At 44.9% G+C, this 23,241-nt stretch carries 20 protein-coding genes; 8 read left to right on the plus strand and 12 right to left on the minus strand.

All coding sequences use genetic code 11. The features are described from left to right. Window positions 1-411: 411 nt before the first annotated feature. Together QUB08_RS02345 and QUB08_RS02350 are read right to left on the minus strand one after the other, a co-directional pair. Complete coding sequence (locus QUB08_RS02345) at window positions 412-3,177, minus strand: HAD-IC family P-type ATPase (RefSeq protein WP_333223138.1); 2,766 nt, start codon at window positions 3,175-3,177, stop codon at window positions 412-414. A gap of 528 nt (window positions 3,178-3,705) precedes the next feature. After that, window positions 3,706-5,163, minus strand: coding sequence for a CHASE3 domain-containing protein (locus QUB08_RS02350; protein ID WP_333223140.1), 1,458 nt, complete (start codon window positions 5,161-5,163; stop codon window positions 3,706-3,708). Window positions 5,164-5,691: 528 nt separating this feature from the next. Between QUB08_RS02350 and QUB08_RS02355 the strand changes: the two genes are divergently transcribed. Beyond that, the gene (locus tag QUB08_RS02355; protein WP_333223142.1) at window positions 5,692-6,816 is read left to right on the plus strand and encodes a cysteine peptidase family C39 domain-containing protein; all 1,125 of its coding nucleotides are present in this window, start codon (window positions 5,692-5,694) and stop codon (window positions 6,814-6,816) included. 354 nt (window positions 6,817-7,170) lie between these two features. Here the strand turns inward: QUB08_RS02355 and QUB08_RS02360 are convergent, their stop codons facing one another. After that, window positions 7,171-7,659, minus strand: a complete 489-nt coding sequence (locus QUB08_RS02360) for a hypothetical protein (RefSeq protein ID WP_333223144.1) — start codon at window positions 7,657-7,659, stop codon at window positions 7,171-7,173. A 169-nt stretch (window positions 7,660-7,828) separates the two neighbouring features. Beyond that, complete coding sequence (locus tag QUB08_RS02365) at window positions 7,829-8,857, minus strand: isochorismatase (protein ID WP_333223146.1); 1,029 nt, start codon at window positions 8,855-8,857, stop codon at window positions 7,829-7,831. Window positions 8,858-8,934: 77 nt separating this feature from the next. Here QUB08_RS02365 and QUB08_RS02370 point away from each other — a divergent pair, with 77 nt between their 5' ends. Continuing rightward, entirely contained in the window at window positions 8,935-9,666 is a 732-nt protein-coding gene (locus QUB08_RS02370; RefSeq protein WP_333223148.1) for a TVP38/TMEM64 family protein, read from the plus strand. 16 nt (window positions 9,667-9,682) lie between these two features. Next, the gene (locus tag QUB08_RS02375; RefSeq protein WP_333223150.1) at window positions 9,683-11,218 is read left to right on the plus strand and encodes a mercuric reductase; all 1,536 of its coding nucleotides are present in this window, start codon (window positions 9,683-9,685) and stop codon (window positions 11,216-11,218) included. 153 nt (window positions 11,219-11,371) lie between these two features. Here the strand turns inward: QUB08_RS02375 and QUB08_RS02380 are convergent, their stop codons facing one another. The 3 genes from QUB08_RS02380 to QUB08_RS02390 form a co-directional block, all read right to left on the minus strand. After that, complete coding sequence (locus QUB08_RS02380) at window positions 11,372-11,962, minus strand: Uma2 family endonuclease (RefSeq protein WP_333223152.1); 591 nt, start codon at window positions 11,960-11,962, stop codon at window positions 11,372-11,374. 70 nt (window positions 11,963-12,032) lie between these two features. After that, window positions 12,033-12,881 (minus strand): phosphatase domain-containing protein, encoded by an 849-nt coding sequence (locus tag QUB08_RS02385; RefSeq protein WP_333223154.1) that lies wholly within the window; start codon window positions 12,879-12,881, stop codon window positions 12,033-12,035. A gap of 114 nt (window positions 12,882-12,995) precedes the next feature. Continuing rightward, on the minus strand, window positions 12,996-14,081 hold the full coding sequence (locus QUB08_RS02390) for a T4 RnlA family RNA ligase (protein WP_333223156.1): 1,086 nt from the start codon (window positions 14,079-14,081) through the stop codon (window positions 12,996-12,998). 191 nt (window positions 14,082-14,272) lie between these two features. Between QUB08_RS02390 and QUB08_RS02395 the strand changes: the two genes are divergently transcribed. Both QUB08_RS02395 and QUB08_RS02400 read left to right on the plus strand, forming a co-directional pair. Beyond that, a complete protein-coding gene (locus QUB08_RS02395; protein WP_333223158.1) occupies window positions 14,273-14,833 on the plus strand; it encodes a hypothetical protein in 561 nt (186 codons plus the stop codon). 158 nt (window positions 14,834-14,991) lie between these two features. After that, window positions 14,992-16,044: a hypothetical protein gene (locus QUB08_RS02400; RefSeq protein ID WP_333223160.1), complete on the plus strand. Its 1,053-nt coding sequence runs from the start codon at window positions 14,992-14,994 to the stop codon at window positions 16,042-16,044. A gap of 132 nt (window positions 16,045-16,176) precedes the next feature. Here QUB08_RS02400 and QUB08_RS02405 read toward each other — a convergent pair whose 3' ends face one another. Beyond that, window positions 16,177-16,344 carry a hypothetical protein gene (locus tag QUB08_RS02405; RefSeq protein WP_333223162.1) on the minus strand — a complete coding sequence of 56 codons (168 nt, stop codon included), beginning with the start codon at window positions 16,342-16,344 and terminating at the stop codon, window positions 16,177-16,179. Window positions 16,345-16,510: 166 nt separating this feature from the next. Between QUB08_RS02405 and hemC the strand changes: the two genes are divergently transcribed. Both hemC and QUB08_RS02415 read left to right on the plus strand, forming a co-directional pair. Next, on the plus strand, window positions 16,511-17,482 hold the full coding sequence (hemC, locus tag QUB08_RS02410; RefSeq protein WP_333223164.1) for a hydroxymethylbilane synthase: 972 nt from the start codon (window positions 16,511-16,513) through the stop codon (window positions 17,480-17,482). Between the two features lie 362 nt (window positions 17,483-17,844). After that, window positions 17,845-18,669 (plus strand): S1C family serine protease, encoded by an 825-nt coding sequence (locus QUB08_RS02415; protein ID WP_333223166.1) that lies wholly within the window; start codon window positions 17,845-17,847, stop codon window positions 18,667-18,669. Window positions 18,670-18,935: 266 nt separating this feature from the next. On the opposite strand, the gene QUB08_RS02420 is transcribed toward QUB08_RS02415, so the two are convergent. Beyond that, window positions 18,936-19,079 carry a hypothetical protein gene (locus tag QUB08_RS02420; RefSeq protein WP_333223168.1) on the minus strand — a complete coding sequence of 48 codons (144 nt, stop codon included), beginning with the start codon at window positions 19,077-19,079 and terminating at the stop codon, window positions 18,936-18,938. A 45-nt stretch (window positions 19,080-19,124) separates the two neighbouring features. Here QUB08_RS02420 and glgA point away from each other — a divergent pair, with 45 nt between their 5' ends. After that, window positions 19,125-20,552: a glycogen synthase GlgA gene (gene glgA, locus QUB08_RS02425; protein ID WP_333223170.1), complete on the plus strand. Its 1,428-nt coding sequence runs from the start codon at window positions 19,125-19,127 to the stop codon at window positions 20,550-20,552. A 126-nt stretch (window positions 20,553-20,678) separates the two neighbouring features. Here glgA and QUB08_RS02430 read toward each other — a convergent pair whose 3' ends face one another. The 3 genes from QUB08_RS02430 to QUB08_RS02440 all read right to left on the minus strand — a co-directional run bounded on the left by QUB08_RS02430 (window position 20,679) and on the right by QUB08_RS02440 (window position 22,712). Beyond that, window positions 20,679-21,107, minus strand: coding sequence for a DUF1824 family protein (locus tag QUB08_RS02430; protein WP_333223172.1), 429 nt, complete (start codon window positions 21,105-21,107; stop codon window positions 20,679-20,681). Window positions 21,108-21,347: 240 nt separating this feature from the next. Beyond that, a complete protein-coding gene (gene rnc / locus QUB08_RS02435) occupies window positions 21,348-22,118 on the minus strand; it encodes a ribonuclease III (RefSeq protein ID WP_333223174.1) in 771 nt (256 codons plus the stop codon). A 93-nt stretch (window positions 22,119-22,211) separates the two neighbouring features. Next, window positions 22,212-22,712: an NYN domain-containing protein gene (locus QUB08_RS02440; protein WP_333223176.1), complete on the minus strand. Its 501-nt coding sequence runs from the start codon at window positions 22,710-22,712 to the stop codon at window positions 22,212-22,214. Between the last annotated feature and the right edge of the window lie 529 nt (window positions 22,713-23,241).

Consider the following 23,241-nt stretch of genomic DNA (forward strand, 5'->3'; position numbering starts at 1 on the left):
GTTTGCTTATCAAAACTGGTGCAAACCAAGACTTGCTGAGTAAAGGTTGTAGCGAAGGGCGATCGGGCAGCCTTCAAATCTATTGTCAATAACTTGCAAACATCGCAGCCACCGCACATTTACTTTGTTAATATATATCTATTTTTTTTAGGGTAATTGTAGTCTTTTATACAGAAATAATTAACATTATACGGTTCGGCTGTTTTCAAAGGGTTAACTGGTTTTCATTGATGGACTAAAATTGGCGCTTAATCCTAAGTAATTTAACGGATATGATATGACCTGGGTTTTGAGGTTCGATTTCTGTAAAACAGAGAAACCCGGTTGCTTCAAGAAACCGGGTTTCTCAACACCCGAAATTACTAATCGGTGGAAGTACCTACAAGTTCGATCGCACTTTTGGGCAGCAGCTTAGTTGGGCGGGTCAAAGCGGTTGACGGAGAGAGCAACACCGATCATGGGCAGAGCGACACCGAAGCAAATCAACCACTGATCCAGATTCATCGGAGCCGTCTCAAATATGCGATTGACAAACGGAGAGTTAGCAAAGATGATCTGCAAAATCACCGCCAGGACAATTCCTACACCCAGGGCGGGAGCGCCGCTAACTTCTTCCTTAGAACCGCTAAATTTAGCAATCAAAGAAGGCAACAACTGGCTGAGACTCAACAGGTAAAAAATTCTTCCCATTACCAAAGCTTGAATCGCCATTGTCCGGGCCAGTTCCAAGGTTCCCCAAGGAGCTTGGCGTACCCATTCAAACATCCCGAAAATCAGAGTCCAGTTGTAAAGAGAAATAGCGATGATCCGCTTGATCCGATTTCCGGTGAGGAAAGGTTCGTTTACTGGTCGGGGCTGCTGTTTCATGACTCCCGCTGACTTGGGTTCGAAAGCCAGGGGCACAGTCATGGTGATCGAGTTGAGCATATTCAGCCAGAGAATTTGTAGCGACAAAATCGGCAATTCTCGACCTAGGAGCGTGCTGAGCAAAATTGTCATTGACTCCCCGCCGTTGACTGGGAGAATGAAGCTGATTGCTTTGAGCAGATTTTTGTAAACAGATCGCCCTTCTTCGACAGCAGATTCGATCGACGCAAAGTTATCATCGGTAAGAATCATGTCGGCGGCTTCCTTAGAAACCTCCGTACCGCTGCCCATCGCAATGCCGATATCCGCTTGTTTCAGCGCCGGCGCGTCGTTAACGCCGTCTCCCGTCATCGCCACGATTTCGCCTTGAAGTTGCAAAGCTTCTACGAGGCGGAGTTTTTGTTCTGGGGCGACGCGGGCAAAAACTGAGCCGGCTTCTACAGCTTCGCCGAGTTCCTGCTTGGTCATTGCGGCGAGTTGAGCACCCGTGTAGGCTACAAGTTCTCTGTGGTGTTTAGTTTTGCGGAATCCCATGCGGCGGGCGATCGCCTTGGCTGTAGCGATGTGGTCGCCGGTAATCATTTTGACTTGGATGCCGGCGGTTTGACAAGCTTGGACGGCTGCGATCGCTTCTGCCCGCGGCGGGTCGATCATGCCTTGGAGTCCCAAGAAAATCAGCCCTGACTCCAAATCCGAGTGATCGACGGAATTTTGGCTTTGGGGTACTGGCTTTTTCGCGAAAGCCAAGACGCGCAAGCCTTGCTTTGCCATTTCATCGACTTGATGGTGAATTTGTGTCCGATCGACTTCTACCGGATTTCCTTGGGTATCGAGACTGGAACCGCAGCGGCCGAGAATTGATTCTACGGAACCTTTGACGTACAAAATTTTGCCAGCGGGAGTTCGGTGCAGCGTCGCCATGTATTGAAACTGAGATTCAAAGGGAATTGAATCCAGGCGCTGCATTGACTTGGACAAAGTTTGCTGACTCAAATCAGCTTTTTTGCCTGCAGCAATTAACGCTCCTTCTGTCGGATCTCCGACGACTATCCAATCATCATCTTTGAATTCCAAGTGAGAGTCGTTGCAAAGCAGTCCAGCTTGCAAACATTCTTGCAAAGTTGGAGCTTGGCTAACAGTAATTGGCAGTTGGTTGAGTTGAATTTCACCTTCGGGGCTGTATCCCGTACCCGTAACCGAGTAGGATTCGCCGCCAGAATAGATTTCTTGCACCGTCATTTGGTTTTCCGTCAAAGTTCCGGTTTTGTCGGAACAGATGACTGTAGCGCCGCCGAGGGTTTCGACTGCGGGCAATTTGCGGACGATCGCGTGGCGATTTGCCATCCGGGAAACGCCTACGGCTAGGGTGACGGTGATGACGGCGGGTAAGCCTTCGGGAATTGCGCCGACAATCAGGGCGACTGCGGGTTCGACTGCTTCTTTAAAGGCTGAAACTCCCGGAGGGACTGGCCGCCCCAATCTGACGGCGAAGGTCAAGGTTGCCATTCCCAACACGAATAACAGCCAGTTTTGACTGAATTGGTTGAATTTGCGGGTTAAGGGGGTGGTGAGGTCGATGTGCCGATCTAATAGTTGGGAGATTTTGCCGGTTTCGGTTTTATTGGCGATCGCAATTACGATGCCGCTAGCTTGGCCAAAAGTTACAAAACTGCCGGCATAGGCCATGTTATCCCGTTCTGCTAGTGGCGTTTCTTGTGGCAGAACCAAGTCTCCCGATTGTCCTAATTCTTTTTCGACAGCAACTGATTCCCCGGTGAGTCCCGATTCGTCGATTTGCAAGTCGCGCACTTTCACTAAGCGCAAGTCTGCCGGTACTTTGTCGCCGGAAGTCAGGATTACTAAGTCGCCGACAACGAGTTCTTTGGAGGGAATTCTTAATTTTTTGCCGCCCCGAATGACTGTGGCTTCGGTGGTGACAGCTTGGGCTAGGGCTTCAATTTTTTTCTCGGCTCCAGCTTCTTGGATGAAACTAATAGTAGCGTTGGTGGTTGTTACGCCCCAAATTACGCTAGCGTTGAGCCATTCTCCAATCACTGCTTTGATTAAACCTGCACTCAGTAAGATGATCAGGAGGGGTTGGTTAAATTGCAGGATAAATTTTAACCAGGCTGGTTTCCCTGCTTTAACCGTTAGTTCGTTTGGCCCGAATTTCTGTTGGCGATGGTTGGCTTCTGTCGGTTCTAAACCGCTTTCCAGGTTGGTTTCTAAGATAGTTGCAACCTTGGATATTTCTAGGTAGTGCCAATATTGCTCTGCTACGTCTACATCGTTGGCGGATCTTGATGGCATGATTCTTCCTGAATATTGGGGGTGTGTGAGGAGCTTCGATCGCTCTTTAATAGGCACGCTAAATACAACTCATCGCTAGTTGGAGCGTGAATATATTGAGCGGCTTAATTGTTTGTTGATTACTTTAACGGGCTGTTACTTACATCTATATTACAACGGATGTGGCCGTTTGTGGCAAGAGATTTGGGGAATTATTTCCGGCGCTAAATCTGGTTTGGGACTTGGTGGCTAAGGTGGGGAAAAGTCGATCGAATCCCTTGACATTTTGCCAATTTTAGGTGTGGTTGAAGAAAGGGAGGACATGGAAGTCACGGATACACGCATTCATTATTGAACACGAGTCAGGAGTTATCGATCGCAGTTTATTTAAGGGCAGAAAGTCCCTCGCCCTGGCTGTCGCGATACCATCGCCTGCGAACACTTTGACTTGGATGCCGACTGTTTGACAAGCTGGGCTGGGAGGGCAGCGATCTCAATTCATGACTCAGTGCTATCAATTGCTCGTCTGCTAGCCCAAAACACTGAGAACTAGACAATTGAATTGAGATTTTGGGCTGCCTCGTTCAATTGTTGAGTGCCTACTTTGGTTTGAGTAATACCACTAGCGGTTTCTTTGGCAGATAGGTTGAGGCTGTTCATCGCATCCACTACTTGTTTAATAGCCACTGCTTGTTGTTGAGCAGTTAGAGAAATTTGTTGATTGTTCAATACCACATTGTTAACAGCATTTGCTATTTCCGAGAAAGCTGCTGCCGTTTCTTGACTAATTTTGGTTCCTTCTTCTACTGTTTTAGTCCCTTCCTTTGTCACCGTTACGGTGGAATTTATCGCATTCTTGATATCATCAACTAGGCGATTAATTTTCTCGGAAGATTTCTTACTTTGGTCTGCTAGTTTGCGGATTTCTGTGGCTATGACAGTAAAACCTTTGGCGTTTTCGCCCGCCCGCACCGCTTCTACTGAGGCATTTAGTGCCAGCATATTTGTTTGATTGGCTAAATCTGTGACATCAGTAGAGATATTGCCAATCTGATGGGTTTGTTCACTCAATTTCAGAATTTGTGCCGCGATTGCCCCGACATTTTCTTTCAATATTGTCATCGATTCCAGGGTTTGCTCCACTGCTAGGGTTCCCTTTTGAGTTATCTGTAAAGCTTGCCGTGCAGATTCCGCACCAGCTTGGGCTTGCTGGGCTGATTGTTGGGAAGCAGCGCCCAACTCATCCATTGTGATGGTAGTTTGAGTGACAGAGCTAGATTGCTGTGCGGCTGTGCGTTCCTGTTGTTCAACTGTGGCAGCAATCTCTGTGGAAGAACTGGCGATCGTATTTGCTACCTGATTGATTGGTCGGATAATTTTATCAAAAATAAATAATACCACAAATGAACCAAATACTACAGCAAGAACCGTACCTCCTATAGAAACAATCGTCGCTAATTGCTCCGACTGTTTTGCTAATTTTGTTCGTTGAACCAGTAAAGCATCTTCTACCTTAAGCATTTCTGCCAGCTTATCCCTGATTTCATCCATAAATATCTTGCCTTTACCTGAAATCACCAATGCTCTTAGCTCTGTTTCTTTGCCAGCCCTTTTCAGGGATATAGTTTCCGCTAATTCCTCTAGTTTTTGCTGACCAATATTTTCAAGTTCCTCCAACTTTTTAATTTGTTCAGGGTTATCTTTTATTAACTCTTTTGTCTCAGTTACTGTTTGATTAAAGGCGACAGTCCCCTTTTTGTAAGGTCCTAAAAATTCCTCCTTACCAGTGAATATAAACCCGCGCTGTCCTGTTTCAGCATCCACTAAATTTTTTTCTAGGGCTTGCAAATTTGTCTTAACTACATAAGTGTGCGTTTGCAACTCAATAGCTTCGGCTAAATTATCCATACTCAATTTAGTGGCTAATCCGATGCTAATCATTAACAAAAAAATGGAGCAGAAGCCCAAGGGAACTACTTTACTAAGCCGAATAATATTTTGCGACATTTAACTTTTTACTCCTTGATTAGTTGTTTACTTCTGCGTGGGAAGTTGCAGTCTCAATAATTTCCGGCTCTTTTTCACCAAAGTAGTTATTTAATCCTTAATCAATACTCCGGACAGTTTTTGGAACGATTCTACAAGCTTACGCGGGGCAAGGAGCCTAAAAAAGTCGAATTAAATGTAAGTCAGGGGTGGAGCTGACATTGATTTAATTATCCACAGGGGCTGCGAAGTCAAGCGAGCCTAAGCCATTGGGCAATATAAAAACTGTCCGGACTATTGCTTAATACTCATTCAGAATTAATGCCCCTTTTTTGGTGGAAAAAACTTCCAGCGCTTCTTTTTGCTTTCGTTGCTTTACTAACTCAACCATTGACTCAGACCGATCAAGAAAAATCTGGCAACACTTAATGTCGAGCAAGCGATGCAGGTCAAGCCTTTAGAATTAAGGGTTGTTTTGCCTGCTTCGATTTTGGATAAATCCTGTTTATTCGATTGTAGCGAGAAATTGAGGAACGAAACCCAAACATCATGAAATTCTCTCTCCCACTCTTCCTCTCTCCCACTATTGATTGGGTTCCAAGTCGATCGCATAAATGTTACAACCTAGTTAAGCAACAAAATTTTGAGTTCATGGAAATAGTAGTGACGCTGGTGCTGGGTTCGGTGCTGTTTGTCTGGGGAATGCGGTTCGGGCGAGTGTTAGTTCGCTCTGGAGTGACGGCTAACGATTTATTTAAGGGCAGAAACTCGATCGCCCTGCTGTTTTTGGGTTTTTATATTGCTTTGCTGCTACTGGCTCTAAATCTGCCTCAAATGCCAGCTTTGCCGATCGAGTGGCGCTTTCACGGGATGCGAGTTACTTGGACTTTGCTACGAGTGATGTTGATGGGAGTCTGCGGTATTGGCTTTAGTATAAGTTGGCTGACGGCGCGATCGCAAGTAATCGCAGTAATTTTAATTTGCTTGTTGGGATTGGGAGGATTTACAAGCGCTGAAAACTATTTTATGGCCCCAATTTACGCTGATTTAATAGATAATTTGCAGGCAAACGGTGTATTTCGGCAAACATCTAACAGCAGTTGCGCCCCTGCCGCCCTAGCAACAGTGTTAAGGCGTTGGGGAATCGATGCGACGGAATCGAATGTAGCGCGTTTTGCCGCCACGAGTCGCTTGGGAACTTCGATGCCGCAGTTAATTATAGCAGCAAGAGCTTTGGGCGTAAATGCGATCGAACTAACGCCGACTTGGGAGCAAATTCAGCAAATTAATCGCCCCGGAGTGCTAGCATTTTGGCTGTTTGACGGCCCTCGGAAGCTACCCCACGCGGTCGCTTTGCTGGGAATGAATGACAGTGTAGCTGCCATCGGAGACCCGGCACGGGGCAGGATTTTCTATTTAGATAGGGCAACTTTTGCCCAGGTTTGGCGCGAGCAATATGTGCCGATTTTTCGGTCTGCGGATATCTTGTTAAGCAATCAGCAAGCTATTGATTATTTGAGTAAATTAGGATATAATTCTGGTAATTTGCCAGCAGATATTGAGCGCTTTCAAAAAGATAAAAAATTGCAAGTCAGCGGCAACTTAGACCGGATGACTGAGTTAATGTTGAGTGGCAGTTTTTTGGAAGAAGTCCCCCGATTGGATGGGAAATAGTTAGGGGAAATCATCAAACGCAGAGGCACTATTGACGCAGAGGTAAGAGGAATTGTGCAGTTTTTTTCCAAACAATCTTTGAGTCATATTATCTCCGGTCGATTACCCTAATAAGGTAGGGGCCGGTTAACGAAAAATATCTGCCAATAATTGACAATCTCAAAAACCCGCCCTTTTAATCTCGATCGGACATGATATCATTCGTTCATAGCGATCGCAAATATTTAATCGCCCCAGCAGATGATCGAGGATCGCACATTCCTAGCGTGGCTGCATGAAATTACCAATATAACCGTAGGAAGTTGCATCTAATTCCTCGTATATTTTTACGGTCGATCGCAGCTTGGTCACGCCTCAGCGTTTTTGACAATTGGGAACAGTTGAATCGCTCATTTTAGGCTCAGACAGCTTGACTTCCCATCCAGGTAAATTCCACCAATTAACTCGCTGATTCGGCTGAATCCAGAAGTTTAGTTGCACGATTTTTCCATCCTCAAATCTGAGTGTGGGAAAGCTAGGATAACTGGTATCATCGGTTTCGCGATAAGTGCGTCCCAGGTAATTTAGGCAAGTCGTTAATCCCTCAATAATTCCCAATTCTTCCACTCCCGTTCCCTTCAATTTGGCATCATCGTAGCTGAAAGAACCGTTGAATGAATTGCCCGCTAACCCGCCTTTGGTAACAGTGATGGTGAAATCGTAGGTTACGGGAACTGCGTAGACTTCGGTTGCAGTTACAACTGTGCTCAAAAGAGTCGTGGCGATGGCGACCGAGAGTTTTGAAATTGCTGGCACACTCGCCTCCCGAACAAGAACAACACTATAAATTTCGCTTTCAGCCATCGGGAAACTCCTTAACTACGCTTCTCTCGTAAGTGATTTACCGGATATGATATCATAAGCAATAAGTTAAATGCGATCGCAGCCGAGTGCCAAGCGAACAAAAATTACCGCCTTTTGTTAATCATGTATACTTTTTTGCACTGAAAACCCCAAGAGAAAACACTCGTCTTTAATCGTCCAGAATTAACTCAGTAGATTTAACAATATTCATTCCCGCCGCCGCAAATTTTTGATAAGCTGCATCTGCTTGTTCCGTAAAATCAACAACACCCGGAACCACCACAGGTGAAGTGCAATCTTCCAGCAAATAAACCTTCTTTGCCAAATTTGGATCTCGCGCCAAAATTTCCGTTAACAAATCATCAATTGTCCAAGCAACGCAGTGACTTTTGGCTTGTCCGGCAATAATTACTGCATCAAAATCGAGTAATTTATCAATAAACCTAGCATTCTTTTCCGCAATCGGATTGCCGTCGAATCCATCTAAAACTTCTGGCCGCAAAACCGAATAGTTTTCTGTGAGTGGATTGCCGCCTTTGATTTCAAAAAGTGCTTGGCTGTTGCGGGCTATAGTATGAAAAAATACAGCTTCTTCCACCGCAGAAACCAGGGCGTGTCCGATGCCTCCTAACATTGAGTGATAGGGCCAAATTGTCAGCGGATATTTCCCATCGGCGCTGAGTTTTTTGACGTAGTGGCAAGCCTGTTTTTCCAGTGCTGAAAAATTGCCGGGGCTGATGCTGTGGGCGACGGCTGGATTGACTTTCCAAATGCCTTTTTGGACATCTTCGAGTGTAATAGAAGTGGCGGCAGGTAGGGGGTGTTCGCCTGCTTCGTTGATCCAAAAGATTGGATGAAAAATTTGCATGGCGGTGTGGGTATCCATTGTGGGCGCAATGGTTGTAATTGCGTTTAAATTACGGTAAATAAATTCGCACAGCCGCAGGTTGTCATCAACTGCACCGCTACCGGAACGCCCGCCAACAAATAGTTCAAATTCGGGCAAACAAAAGGTATTTTGGGCATCGATTATCAGCAAACAAATGCGGTTTTTGTCGCTGGATGCTGGCTGGATGCTGTGCTGGTTTGCCCACTCTTTCGCTTGGGTGGCACGTTCTTGGTAGGGGACTCGCCATACTTCGCCTAATTTGTGGGGATCAAAATGTTCGGGGATTGGAAGTTGGGCTTTTGGTGTCATGACGATCGCTTTTAGGGTAGTTTACAGTAATCATTTAAGTTTGGAGTATAATGCTGATAAATATTTGCGGGTGAATCATGGCAAAAGAACGAATCCAAAATTATGCTAGGGTAAAATTTAAACGCATAGTGTTGTTTTTTTCGATCGCCCTTTTGCTTGCTCTCTTGATTGTAGCAACTAGATCTGCCTACCTTCAAGATGTTTTGAGAACTATGTTAATGCGGATTGAGGATTTAGGCTGGTGGGGGCCGGTGGCTTTCGTAGCTACTTATAACTTGGCTACTGTGCTGTTTGTACCGGGTTCGGTACTGACGCTGGGAGGGGGGGCGATTTTTGGTTTGTGGTGGGGCTCAGTTTACGTCTTTGCGGCGTCCATTTTAGGTGCTGTATTTGCTTTTGCGATCGGGCGCTATTTGTGCCGCGATCGCGTGGTAAAATATATGGAATCTCACCCCAAGTTTAAAGATCTCGATCGCGCAGTTTCCCAACAAGGATTAAAAATTGTTTTTTTGACTCGTCTTTGTCCTTTATTTCCTTTCAATTTATTGAATTACGCTCTGGGAATCACTCAAGTTTCTTTGAAAGATTACGTGCTGGGTTCCTTTGGCATGATACCGGGTACAATTATGTACGTTTACTCTGGTTCTTTGGTGGGAGAGGTTGCTGCAATAGGCACGGCAACTGTGTATGCAAGTCCTCAAGATTCCGCAGTAAAATGGTTGATTAATATTATCAGTTTTCTTGCTACTGTCGCTGTTACTGTATTTATCACTCGGATAGCCAGCAAAGCTTTGGAAGAAAGTATTTAATTAGGATAATTTGCCCATGTCGCAGTCAAAAGTCGATCGTGTAACTGTCCCCCCGATGGACGAACACAACCAGAAATTAGTCTCCTATTTGCATCCCCCCGATTGGGTAAATCCGCAGCCTGCTAGTTCTTATAATTTAGTAGTAATTGGCGCGGGGCCCGCCGGATTAATTGTGGCTGCAGGTGCCGCAGGTTTGGGCGCGAAAGTTGCTTTGATTGAAAAACATTTGATGGGCGGCGACTGCTTGAATGTCGGTTGTGTGCCGTCAAAAGCGCTGATTCGTTCGTCTCGTATTGTCGGCGATATCTCGGAAGCAAGTAAATTTGGTGTTAATGTTTCTGACAGTGTAGAAGTGGATTTTGCCGCTGTGATGGAACGGCTGCGCCGTATCAGGGCGGGAATCAGCGATGTTGATTCTGTTCAACGATATCAGGAAAAATTAGGAGTTGATGTTTTTCTGGGTTCTGGTCGTTTTACTAGCAATAATACAGTTGAAGTTGCAGGTCAAACTCTCCGCTTTAAAAAAGCAGTAATTGCCACAGGTGCAAGGGCGCTACAACCGCAAATTCCCGGCTTGCCGGAAGCTGGATATCTGACAAATGAAACTGTATTTAACCTCACAGAAAGACCTCAGCGTTTGGCAGTAATTGGTGCAGGGCCGATCGGCTGCGAATTGGCTCAAGCCTTTCGGCGGCTGGGTTCGGAAGTCGTATTGCTGCACAAAAATGCTCAGATTTTAGACAAAGAAGATGCGGATGCTGCTAAAATCGTGCAGCAGGCTTTTGTACGCGAAGAAATTCAACTAATACTAGAATCCACAATAGAGCGCGTTGAGAAAACAAATGCAGGCAAAGTAATTTATTATAAATCTCAAGGTAAGGAAGCATCGGTAACAGTAGATGAAATTATTGTGAGTACAGGGCGATCGCCCAACGTCGAAGGATTGAATCTGGAGGCTGTAGATGTCGATTATGATACACATACGGGCGTATTTGTCAACGACAATTTGCAAACTACTAATCCCCGCATTTATGCGGCTGGGGATATTTGCATGAAACATAAATTTACTCACGCTGCTGATTTTGCCGCGAGGATGGTGATTCAAAACACTCTATTTTTCGGGCGCAAAAAGCTCAGCGCTTTGACGATACCTTGGTGTACTTATACAGATCCCGAAGTGGCGCGCGTCGGAATTGGGGAACACGAGGCTAAGGAAAAAAGCATTGATATCGATACATTTTTAATTCCTTTCAGTCAAGTCGATCGGGCAATTATTGACGGCGAAGAGGAAGGATTTGTGAAAATTCACGTCAAGAAAGGCAGCGATAAAATATTAGGTGCAACTATTGTAGCGCGCCACGCTGGGGATATGATCAGCGAGATTACTTTGGCAATGGTTAACAATATTGGTTTGGGAAAGATTGCTAGCACAATTCACCCGTATCCAACACAAGCTGAGGCAATTAGGAAAGCGGGAGATGCTTATAATCGCACTCGTTTGACTCCGTTTGTGAAAAATTTGTTTAACCGCTGGCTGGCTTGGACGCGATAGATAAATAATTGTGGAATAGGCATCTTGCTGGTTCATTATCGGCTTTTATGGGCGGCGTCTAAGCCCAACCCCAACTCCCCACAAGAAAATTCACTCTTTGTGGAACAGGCCGGAAAGCCTGTTCATGAAAGAGGTGAAAAATGAAGTGTGTTTTTATGCTTCTGTTTCTGTTTCTGTTTCAAATCCAACACCTTCATACAAAAGTGCGACCGGCAAATCAAACTCAATGCTTGATAAAGTGATAATCTCCCCAGCAGTGTAAGAATAGTACAGCCACATTCTGCCCTCTCCCCGACAGTAACGCTCAACAAAAATCTTTTGTGAATCAATCAAGATATACTCTTGCAAAGTCGGAATTTTCAGGTAACAAGTGAATTTTTCATCCCTATCTTTAGCACTTGTACTGGGAGAAAGAACTTCCACAATGATTTTAGGATTCTGAATGAATGTGCGGGAATTGAGGTCTTGAGGGTCGCAACTGACTATCACATCAGGGTAGTAGTAACGGCTTTGAAAACTGACTTGCAATTTCACATCTGACACGTTCATCCGACAGCCTCTGGAACGCAGATGCGGGCGTAATGCAGTGTAAAAGTTAAGTGCCAGATCGTTATGGGGAATTGTACTGCCCGTCATGGCAAAAACTTCGCCGTTGACATATTCGTGGCGAATCTCTTGTTGAGCTTCCCATTCGAGATATTCCTCAACGGTCATTTTTTGGGGTGGTTGGGGAATGGATATCATAACAAAATTTTTTGTAATGTTACTTTGATTGTAGCATTAGGCATGGGACAATTGTCATAAAAACCATAGGTCAAAAATCCCCTTCATCTACTTGGAATACCGTCAATCCCAAGCCTCTCCACATATCAACAACTTGCTGGCGATCGTCCAACACAAATTTAACATTATATTTCCCTTCAATATACTGCCGATAAAATTCTTCTTTCATAATCGCATCCTTCCTCATATCTCCAGTTCTCCGCATATAAAGAGCAGCATAATTGATCTCGTACTGCTGCAACCATTTTTCAGTTTGAGGCTGACAATCATCTGTTCGACCCGATACTACAATAATATGGGCGCTGGACTGCCATTTGCGAACGGTATCTAAGACGGGCTGATTGGGCAAATCGCGATCGCACGTCGAAGCATCAAAAGGGTTTCTGCCGTTGAGAAGTGCTAATGTGCCGTCCATATCGACAATAATTGCATCCGGCAAATCCGGGTTATATTCCGGCGGCACAACGGGAACCCGCACGTACTTATTATACATCTTCATGATCACATCTTTGCCCACCGAATTAAGTCTTTTCAAATCCCGTTTAATACATTCTTCAACCGGAACTTGCAGGAAAGAATCATTAACTTCGACGATGGCTTTACCTTTAACTAACTCTTTGATATGCTCGATGTGAGGCCCGAAATTAGTATCATCAACAATGACGTGCTTGCCGCTTTCCAAAGCCATCAAAATAATCGTATCTCTCAACTGCACAATAAACTTTTCATTCGCCGGCGACCAATGAGAAGCATGAGCCATTTCTCTAAGCAAATCTTTATTGCTCCGCACCCACTGGGCAGGTTCCGACAGCAGCAATTCCCTAGCAAATTGAGATTTTCCCGAAGCAGGTAAACCGACCAGTACAATAACTTTTTTCATGGCAATTGGTAATGGTAATGGATAATTGGTAATTGCTAATTTGCAACTTAATTATTTAGTCCGCGTAGGCGGACTTTGTTTGTGTAGGAGCGGTTTCAACCGCCGATTCTCTGCTCACAATCCTAGATGGATGTAATCTAAACCTAATAACTCTTCTATTTTATGGATCGTAACATCACGGAGAGCTTCTTTCACTCCCGCAACTCTTCGGGCCCGCAAAGAAAACAAAATCCCGGAATACGGCAAATGCTTCACAGCTAATGCAAAATCTTTCTGAACTTCGATATGTTCGTGCTGTCGGTAAACCTCCTCGATTTCTTCAACCAAAGATTGATATTTGTCCTTAACTTGTTGATACAACTCACTCCACTCAGGAAAATAAGCTAAAAACTCTTCTCCTTCATTAGTTAAAACAATTTCTATCATGCGGCGGGTCGAAAACCCTTCGCGCAGATGGGAAATCGCGACATATTGCGGAGACTTAACTTTAACTCTGTTGAAGTTAGCGTCGCAGATAATATACCCTTCCGAATCCATCGGATCTAAATGTTGTGCTGCTTCGATAACTTCTTTCCAGCTAGTTAAAGGATAGGATGCTACCAATTCCCAGCCATATTTATTTGCCCAAAGACTTGGGTCTGTTTCTAGCAGCGTTTGAGTGTTGCGAACCCCGTGCATCACGATTTGATTGTTTGGTTGCTGGACAACTATTCTATTGTAAGGCGTCATCAACTCAAAGATAAAACACTGGTCGGTTTCTTGTGGCAATTGATATCCCAATTCTTGCCAGACTTTCCAAAAAAGTTCGGCAAAGCTGAACCCAAAACCATTAACTTCCCCGGCGGCGTCGGGAGTGCCGCTAGATTGCACTCTCCATTCTCCCTTGTAAAAATACAGTACAGTCAGAGAACCGTCTAGTTTTTGGTAAACTTTGGCATGACTCCAATCAATTGCAGTGGCGTGAATTTCTCCGTAATTAAAAAATTTGTCGTAGGGATAAGAAACTATCTGCCAATCTTGAGATGAATCTAAAATAATGCCTCGGCACTGCTGGACTATTTTTTCGCCCAGGGGAGATTCTATCTGCGAGTATTTCAGACAGACTAAATCGGGATATTGGCGGTGGCGGGTAACTTTGATATGATAAGTTTCGGACAAAGTTTCCAATCCGTGCTGACGTAAATACTCTTGTAGTTCCACGTTCTATTCCTAAATTTGTCTCCTTCTATATTTTATCTGTAACTGCATATTTTAGGGAATTTGTAAAAAAAAGTTAAAGTTGCTTTTTTGCGGAATGCCTATTGGGAGTTTTGTATTTTGGAGTATCGTTGTAAATAGGTGAATGTGCTTCAACGAAAAACTGGACTGTTTCGACATCAAGGAAAAACACAGTGAACAATAAATTCTTGCGTTTAGCGACTTCGGCGTGTGTATTGACTATTTTAGTACCTGTATCGGGAGTTTTTGGTGTGTCGGAATTGTCGCAGCGACCGCCGGAAACAAAATTTGTTGCTGTAGCTGGTACGGCTGTTCCGGTAAGTCAAATCTTGCAGCAGTTAAAAGGCAAAACACAAGTACCAATTTTCATCCCCAGTCGGCTCCCTATTTCGGAGAAGCTTTACTATCAAAGCCAAGCGGAAGCGGACAGCTATACTATTTCTATGGAGTATACAGCAGATTGCCGAGGTGCGGGAGCTTGCAGTTTTGGGGAAATTAGAGGTCAGAAAGGCGGTGAATTTTCTACCAAAGTAGAAGGGGTCACTAAGACCTTAAAAAATGTTCAACTTGCGGGCGGAGTGAAAGGTGTTTTTCACAATGGTTGCGGGGCTTACTGCACAGCAACTATTGAGTGGAAAAGTCAGAATTTTATGTATACCGTAGCAATTAAGAATGGACGGGAATCTGATTTAATTTTAATAGCCAATTCTGCTATTTTAGCTCGGAAGCGTTAAGCTTTGTAGTCTGGGACTCACAACTTATATCTGTAGGGTGTGCACGGCACACCTTACCGTTATTGTATGAGAGATTTGTATGAGAGATATTAACTCGCACTCGCCCTTTACAAGATGCTATGGTTTTTTTTCGCTGACCTACTTAGGGGGAAATCAGGATGAGGAGAAGATGGCTATTTGCAGCGATTTTTGCTTGTGTGGTTACTGCTTTTACGATTCCCTACCCTTCGGGAACCCCTGCGGGGAACGGGATAGCTTCGCTTCACGCACCTTTGACACCAAACTCAGCCTTAGCAAGGACTGAACTCCCGATTACCGAAATCCGTTGGTTTAATTATTCCCCTGAAGATAGCTGGCAACCGATACAATTTATTGTACCCGATCGCAACACTGCAAAATCTGCCAACGGCCGTAAGTTGCGGTTGTACGATGTTCATATTGCCAAGATGTTTGAGATTTCTCATTTTTTGTGCGATCGCGATCGTGCTTCTGAAGGTTACAATTGGTCTTATCAAGCGGAAAATGGCAATATTGAGACGGGACGCTTCAAAATTAGCTGCAATCTCGCCCGTTCCATAGCCACAGCTTACGGGTTAGGGAAACCAGAAATTACAGTGATTCGCCGCAGCTTCAACCTGAAAAACGGTCGCCCTTCTTTTGCGCTAGAAAAATACTCGATTCCCACTCTCAACATTGCTAAAAATAGAGTTGTGCAGTGGAGGAATTTTGTGCAAAAAATTCCCCCAATCCCCGATAACTCAGGTGCAAACCAAGCTAACAGTCGTTTTCCTGCTAGTAACATCTTTAGACAAATCAAAGGCAAAACGCGAGTGCCTGTTTTTCTTCCGAGTAGACTTCCTTTATCAGACATTCAGCAACTTGATTTTGATGTGCAAGCGGGGGCCCACGGTTACATTGTGGGAATGTATTTAGGCAAAGGATGCCGCGCGGGAGCCTGTTATTTCGGCACAATCGAAGCTAAAAGAAATGAACCGTTTTCGCCTCCTTCCCAATTACCGCAGGATACTTACAGAAGCATTGAATTGGCGGGCGGCATCAGGGGGATTTATTTCAATAATTGCGGTGCTTACTGCACTGCTTTTGTTGAGTGGCAAAGGCTGGGGGTGCTGTACCGAGTCACAAGGAAAAACGGACGGCAGCAAGAAGTTGTCCAGATAGCAAATTCTGCACTTCAAGCAGGGCAACGTTAAATTTGGGTGAGAAATGGAAAAGGTACGCGGGAGCGAAGCTATCTTCCCGAAGGGGTTCCCGAAGGGTAGGGAATCGCCCTTTGCTCAACGAAGCTACTACAAATAAATATGATCGCCCTTTTCCCCTCCCAACTACATTTCTCTCCCCAATCTCGCAACCTTTGAGCTAATTCTTTCGATCTGCTGCTGAGCTAACTCCTCATACCAACCAGGTTCATCCGGCTCTACCCTAGGTAGAGCGTACATCGCCGGCAGCCTTTGCTTCGCAATGTCGATCGCCCCCGTGCCAGCGACGCCCAATGCAGGATGGGAAACATCATCAAGGCTAACTGCTACTGGCGCTCCAAACCTGGTATTTCTATTTTATCGCCCGAATTATCCCAACCAGCAATTAAAGTCCCCACCTGCGGTACGCTAGATCAGGTGAATATATTGGCTGATTTCAAGCTATCCTCCGATCGATCTTATGTCCCCAACCACATCTGCCCCTTCCCGAACCGTTCGCATCGGTTCCCGCAAAAGCCAACTCGCTCTCGTGCAAACCCACTGGGTGCAAGAACAGCTACAGAAACACTTCCCGGAACACACTTTTGAAGTCCACACCATGTCCACCCAAGGGGACATAATTCTTGATGTCGCCCTCGCTAAAATTGGCGATAAAGGACTTTTCACCAAAGAATTAGAAACGGGGATGATTAACAATGAAACGGACTTTGCCGTTCATTCCCTCAAAGATTTGCCTACCAATTTGCCCGAAGGTTTAATTTTAGGATGCGTCACCGAACGGGAAAATCCCGCTGACGCCCTGGTAGTTCACTCCAAGCACAAAGACAAGCAACTCGACACCCTCCCAGAAGGTTCAGTAATCGGCACTTCTTCCCTGCGGCGGCTGGCTCAACTTCGGCATCATTTCCCTCATTTTGAATTTAAAGATATTCGCGGCAATCTCAATACTAGACTCGCTAAATTAGATGAGGGCGGTTACGACGCGATTATTTTAGCAGTTGCTGGCCTCGAAAGATTGGGAATGGGCGATCGCATCCACCAAATTATCCCTGCTGAAATCTCCCTTCACGCCGTCGGACAAGGTGCTTTGGGCATCGAATGCCGCGCCGGAGATACAGAAATCATGGAAGTGATTAAAGCTCTTGAACACTCGGAAACCGCCCAAAGATGTTATGCTGAACGCGCATTTCTGCGGGAATTAGAAGGTGGCTGTCAAGTGCCGATCGGCGTCAATACCAAAATAGAAAACGGTCAATTAACCTTAACCGGAATGGTATCGAGTCTCGACGGCCAGCGATTCGTCAAAGATACTGTTTCCGGCGCAGCCGAGACTGCTGAAATGATCGGAATTGACCTCGCTCACCGCCTGCGCCAACAGGGTGCTAGTGCAATTTTGGAGGAAATATTTGTCGAAGTTCAACGCGGTTCCTAAAACAGATACCCATCTCTTTGTCAATGCTTTTAGACGCAATATATCGCCTTTTGTAAAATAAAAATAACAGGCGGTTTGCTTTGGCTTTCACAGGTAGAGTAGCAGTCTGATTGTAGATTTTTGATGGGATTTTAGGTAGGATTTGGGCGATAGATTTCAAAAATATCTGACTAATTTAGGACGCTCCGCACGGGTGTTAAGCAACCCGGTTTCTGATGTAAGTCTCGCTGTATAGCCCAAGATTTATGGTAAAAACCGGTTTTTTTTTTTTCGTGAGTCCTATAATTCTTAACCTACCCATCCACAATCTACAATCAAACATCCAAAATTAATCAGCAATTTATTTCAGGTAAAGGCCCAATATGAGCGCTAGAGAAACTCAATTAAAGCTGGAAGTGAAAAAGGTTCAGCAACTATATAGCAAAATGCAGGCAGACCAACAAGCTTTGCAGAAGCAATTGAAAGAGTTCAAAACTCAAGCCGGAAGTTTTTCGGATGTAGTCGAGCAAGTCTTGCCGTCCGTAGTTTCAATTTACGTCATGGATTGGGATACAGAAGAAGAGATTTCTTCAGGAAGCGGGTTCTTTGTATCGCCGGACATAATTGTCACGAACTATCACGTTGTAGAAGATATTGCCGATGAAGATTACTTCTATGAAGAAGATGAAATCGAACAGGTTTTAGTCGAAACTCACGACGGAAAATTGAGATTAGCAGAGGTGGTGTTTACTGGTAATGCTGAAGAAGATTTAGCATTACTCTTAATTAGCGATTTTACCTTCGACCCGAACACAGGGGAACAAGTGGACTCTCCCCAAGAATATCCTCCCCTAGAGTTGTCTTTGGATGTGAAAGTGGGAGATAGAGTAATTGCTGTGGGCAATCCTTTGGGGCAGTTTGCTTCAACTGTAACTCAAGGTATTGTGAGTGCAATTCGCGAACCAGAGGAATATGAAGAAGGCGACGATGAAGAAGATGTTGCTGAGGTGAAGGTGTTGCAAACTGATGCGGCGATTAATCCGGGAAATTCGGGCGGCCCGTTGATTAATATGGCTGGTCAAGTGGTTGGTGTGAATACCTGGGGATTGGAAGATGCCGACAGTATTAATTTGGCGATCGCCTCTGAAGCTTTGGATGATTTTCTAGCGGGATTTGAGGAGACTTTGGAGGACAATTCTCAGAATTAGTCGGTAGCTGTCGGTAGATTTTATCCCACATTTAACCACCAATGTAGGGGCGGGTTCGCCTAGATATTTGACACCACAGACAAATGATAAAAACCCGCCCCCACCCCACCCAGAAATTAAGAATTAATTGTATTTAACGGTGGGGGAAATGGTCGATAGGGGTTATTGGTTGGGTGGGGGCGGGTTTATCAAGATTATCGGTGGGTGGCAAATATTTTGGTGAACCCGCCCCTACAGATTTTATTCAATATTTATCATAAAATCGATCACTCTTTTGTTCGCCACAGAGCGCCGCCGATAAACACGGATGGAAAAAGGGCGATCGCATTCTTGAGTAAAGTGCGATCGCTACAGCAACTCAGATTTATACTTGTTTTTGGCAGGCGCGTTAATATTGTGCCACTCGCCATTTAAACTTAATCTAGACTAACAATCTCAAGGAACACAAAAAAATAATGCGTATTTTATTTGTATCCGCCGAAGCATCACCCCTCGCCAAAGTGGGCGGTATGGGCGATGTCGTCGGCGCTTTGCCGAAATTTCTGCGGCGCATGGGCCACGATGTCCGCATCTTCATGCCCTACTACGGTTTCGTCCCCGACAAAATGGACGTTCCCAAAAAACCTGTTTGGGATGGGGCTGCCATGTTCCAAAGCTTCTCGGTGTTTGAAACTGTTTTGCCGGGAACCGATGTACCTTTATACTTAATGCAACATCCATGTTTCTTGCCCCGCCGCGTTTACGGCGGTGTAGATGAAGATTGGAGGTTCACTTTCTTTGCCAATACTGCGGCTGAATTTGCCTGGAATCATTGGAAGCCCCACATTATCCACTGTCACGACTGGCATACGGGGATGATACCTGTTTGGATGAGCCAAGATCCTGATATCAGCACAGTTTTTACTATTCACAATTTAGCTTATCAAGGGCCGTGGCGCTGGCGTTTGGAGCAGATGACTTGGTGCCCTTGGTATATGCAAGGTCACAATACAATGGCTGCCGCAGTACAGTTTGCCGATCGAGTAAATACAGTTTCACCGACTTACGCCGAGCAAATCAAAACTCCAGCTTATGGGGAAACTTTGGAAGGTTTGCTGTCTTACCTCGGCGGTAAAGTATCTGGCATTTTGAACGGAATTGATACAGAATCTTACAACCCCGCCACTGACAAGTACCTCCATCAACAATTTAGTGTTGATACTATTGAAAAGCGCCCCGCTAATAAAATTGCGCTGCAAGAAGAAGTCGGTTTGGAAGTAAATAAAAATGCCTTTTTGATCGGCATGGTGACAAGGCTGGTAGAACAGAAGGGATTGGATTTGATAATTCAAATGCTCGATCTGTTCATGGCCTATACCGATGCTCAATTTATTGTACTCGGAACGGGCGATCGCTACTACGAAACCCAACTCTGGCAAATGACAGCCCGCTATCCCGGTAGGATGTCCACCCAACTACTTTACAACGAGGCCCTTTCCCGGCGCGTTTACGCAGGCTGCGACAGCTTCCTGATGCCCAGCCGTTTCGAGCCCTGCGGCATCAGCCAAATGCTCGCCCTCCGCTACGGGTGCGTGCCAATGGTTCGCCGCACCGGCGGTTTAGTCGATACCGTTTCCCACAACAACCCGATCGACAATACCGGTACCGGTTACTGTTTCGATCGCTACGAACCCCTCGACTTGTTCACCTGCATGATCAGAACTTGGGAAGGTTTCCGCTACAAAGATAAGTGGAGAGAACTGCAACAGCGCGGCATGAGAGAAGATTTTAGCTGGGATATTTCGGCCCGGAAATACATCAACTTGTACAGCGATATTTTGGGATTGCCGCCCGAAGGAACCGCACCGGAACAAGAGCCAGAATTGATCGTTGGTAAGGGTTAATTGGTAATGGGTAAGTTGACTGTTGACAGTTGACTGGTGACAGTTGACTGTTGACAGTTGTTATTTGTTAGTTTTTGGTTCCAATGCCCAATGCCCAATGCCCAATTCCCAATGCCCAATTCCCAATTAATCAACAAATAAATCGAGAGGTAAATGACCGAAAGTTCCGCTAACTCCACTTTCTGAGGCTGATTGGCACGAAATCAAAACGCCCCGGTAAGTTCCGGGATAGCCGTCAACATAATACGACCCCTTCAAAGTATTGAACTTAATATAAACCGAACCAGCAAAGGTCGATACAGCATTGGGATCTAAAACAACTTGATATCCCAAAGCTTTCAAATAAGCTTCTAAAGCTAAAAACCCCTCATCCGTCGAAGAAGCGCACACTCCCAACATTTGATAATCCGACAAACTTGCTACCAGCAAAATCGCTTGACGGAGTGCCTGTTTTTCCAGAGGCGATGCTACTGATTGCATATCCAGACAAGTGAAATCTTTGAGGATTTGCTGTGCTTCTTCAACAGTTAGGGTAGTCGGGTTGTGAGTAGACATGAATTGCTCTGATATTTCCCAAAATTACGATAGACACTCGGGCACTCGTCAACGAATTTCTGTCATTGCAACCCTCAATCGACGGCGGTAACACTTGCCCAAGTCCTGATTATAACCGATTGTGGACTCTGGCAATCAATTCGGGCGATCGTCTTCGAGGGTTTTCCTTCGGATCGCTTCGCTAACGCCAACGCCCGCATCGCACAAAAAATCTAGTAGTTTTTACCAATGTTTTCAAGTTTAGATCAGTCCCCGTTTTTTCAGCTTTGCTAGCGCATCTTCAGCCGCATTTTTCTCAGCATCTTTTTTGCTTTTGCCTTTACCTTCTCCATAGAGTTTCTCTCCGACATAAACTTTAGCGAGAAATTCCGGCTTGTGAGGCGTTCCTCCTGCTTGGATGGTCACGTATTTGGGCGGAGTCGTGTCACCGTTGGCTTGTACCCATTCCTGAAAGCGATTTTTCGAGTCTACAGTCGATCGAGTTTCCACAACATTTTCGGGAACAGAATCAAACATTTGTTGCACAAAGTTGCGAACTTTGTCCATGTCTTGCGTGTCGAGATAGTAAGCGCCAATAAATGCTTCAAAAGTGCTGCTGAGCAAATTTGGATTGGTAATCCCACCTTCTCGATAAGCTCCTTTTCCGAGCCGCATTTTTAAGTCTAAACCTATTTCAGTAGCAAATCTGGCTAATTGTTTTTCATCTACTAATGCAGAACGCCGGCGAGTCAGTTGGTCTTCTCCCATTTCTGGATGACGCTGATAGAGATATTCGCCACTGAGAAAAGTCAGCAAAGCATCGCCGAGAAATTCTAAGCGTTCGTTGTCTTCTTCGCGGAATGTGGGGTTTTCGTTGACGTAGGAACGATGGGTTAGTGCTTGGCGCAGCAGTTTTTCCTTGTTGAATTCGGGAAGGGTCATTTGTATCTCTTTTGTTGGATGAGTTAATTGCATAGGAGTTTGATACTTGTCATTTTGGGCAGAGTTGAGGGCTATTGCGGGAGTAGACATGAAATAGCCGCAAATAGCGGTGGGTTTGGAGAATCTAGTTTATCAAATAAACTGGATTTTTGCTATCTGCGACCTGGTGAATGTCTAGGAAGTTTAGGCAGTCAGTTTGTAAGTCTCGATCGACTTCGGCAATTCATCGATCAAGTAAAATCGATCGGCCAGCTTTTTGAGATTGTAACTATCATTACCTTTGCGGGCAACAATTATTACCTTCTTCCCCTTTTCATGCAGATCGTGAATCAAAATTTCACCGTAGCCGTCTCCAGACACAATAATAAATGTGTGTGGGTATGAACTCATTGAAGCCTCGCTACAGCAGTTCATTGACAAATAAAAGTCTACAGCATTTTTGATGTTTAGCGATACATCAAAACGTTGAAACTTTAGATAGTCTAAAGTTTCTTGTGCAGTCTTATTTCTTTGTTTCCAATTGTCGTAAACTTTTTGATTGACTACATATCCTAGTCCACTAGCAAAGAGTAATAAATCTTTGGCTCGTTTGTAATCAGGGATGTTCTGATAATCCCAATAAATGGAAACTAAAGGCTGAGACTGGCTTTTTTGTTTGCCTGTGGTTCGATGATTGTCTGTCATTGGATCATTCCTAAAAAAGGGTGAGCAGACAGCATCAATAAATTACCCATCTAGCACGAAGTATTGTTTTTGGGTTCGCTCAAAAATGAGCTTTCCCATTTAACAAATGGCTCTAGTAACAAACTCTGAATTTAGTTTGTAGTTGTTTGGTTAGCGTCTCAGCGATACGATGCGTAAACTTCGGCTAGGGGTTCTAAAAACCCGTTGATATACACATTTAAACAAATGTTGTGCCAGCCGAAATAAACGCTCATCCTCGCTGAGACGACTTAACCAACACTCCTTGCTTTTGAATGAGGGTGTTTATCTCAGCTATACTGCTTTGATGCTGGCGCATTAATTCTAAAATGTCAAGGGGTAATCTGATTTATTTTTTGAGCTTTATTTTATGAACGGGACTTATGCGCTCCGACAAAAGAAACCGGGTTTTTTATCGAATGTGCCGGATGCAGCGAAGTATTTTCGTAAAAAAACCCGGTTTCTGGCTACCCGTGGGTAAGTCCCAATTGTCAGCTATAGTCTATTAGGG

Source organism: Microcoleus sp. BR0-C5 (genome assembly GCF_036705045.1).
Classification (GTDB): domain Bacteria; phylum Cyanobacteriota; class Cyanobacteriia; order Cyanobacteriales; family Microcoleaceae; genus Microcoleus.

Coding starts and splice junctions, on each gene's coding strand:
- QUB08_RS02345 (WP_333223138.1), bottom strand. CDS start 3,177: ATGCCATCAAGATCCGCCAACGATGTAGACGTAGCAGAGCAATATTGG.
- QUB08_RS02350 (WP_333223140.1), bottom strand. CDS start 5,163: ATGTCGCAAAATATTATTCGGCTTAGTAAAGTAGTTCCCTTGGGCTTC.
- QUB08_RS02355 (WP_333223142.1), top strand. CDS start 5,692: ATGAAATTCTCTCTCCCACTCTTCCTCTCTCCCACTATTGATTGGGTT.
- QUB08_RS02360 (WP_333223144.1), bottom strand. CDS start 7,659: ATGGCTGAAAGCGAAATTTATAGTGTTGTTCTTGTTCGGGAGGCGAGT.
- QUB08_RS02365 (WP_333223146.1), bottom strand. CDS start 8,857: ATGACACCAAAAGCCCAACTTCCAATCCCCGAACATTTTGATCCCCAC.
- QUB08_RS02370 (WP_333223148.1), top strand. CDS start 8,935: ATGGCAAAAGAACGAATCCAAAATTATGCTAGGGTAAAATTTAAACGC.
- QUB08_RS02375 (WP_333223150.1), top strand. CDS start 9,683: ATGTCGCAGTCAAAAGTCGATCGTGTAACTGTCCCCCCGATGGACGAA.
- QUB08_RS02380 (WP_333223152.1), bottom strand. CDS start 11,962: ATGATATCCATTCCCCAACCACCCCAAAAAATGACCGTTGAGGAATAT.
- QUB08_RS02385 (WP_333223154.1), bottom strand. CDS start 12,881: ATGAAAAAAGTTATTGTACTGGTCGGTTTACCTGCTTCGGGAAAATCT.
- QUB08_RS02400 (WP_333223160.1), top strand. CDS start 14,992: ATGAGGAGAAGATGGCTATTTGCAGCGATTTTTGCTTGTGTGGTTACT.
- hemC (WP_333223164.1), top strand. CDS start 16,511: ATGTCCCCAACCACATCTGCCCCTTCCCGAACCGTTCGCATCGGTTCC.
- QUB08_RS02415 (WP_333223166.1), top strand. CDS start 17,845: ATGAGCGCTAGAGAAACTCAATTAAAGCTGGAAGTGAAAAAGGTTCAG.
- QUB08_RS02420 (WP_333223168.1), bottom strand. CDS start 19,079: ATGGCGAGTGGCACAATATTAACGCGCCTGCCAAAAACAAGTATAAAT.
- glgA (WP_333223170.1), top strand. CDS start 19,125: ATGCGTATTTTATTTGTATCCGCCGAAGCATCACCCCTCGCCAAAGTG.
- QUB08_RS02430 (WP_333223172.1), bottom strand. CDS start 21,107: ATGTCTACTCACAACCCGACTACCCTAACTGTTGAAGAAGCACAGCAA.
- rnc (WP_333223174.1), bottom strand. CDS start 22,118: ATGTCTACTCCCGCAATAGCCCTCAACTCTGCCCAAAATGACAAGTAT.
- QUB08_RS02440 (WP_333223176.1), bottom strand. CDS start 22,712: ATGACAGACAATCATCGAACCACAGGCAAACAAAAAAGCCAGTCTCAG.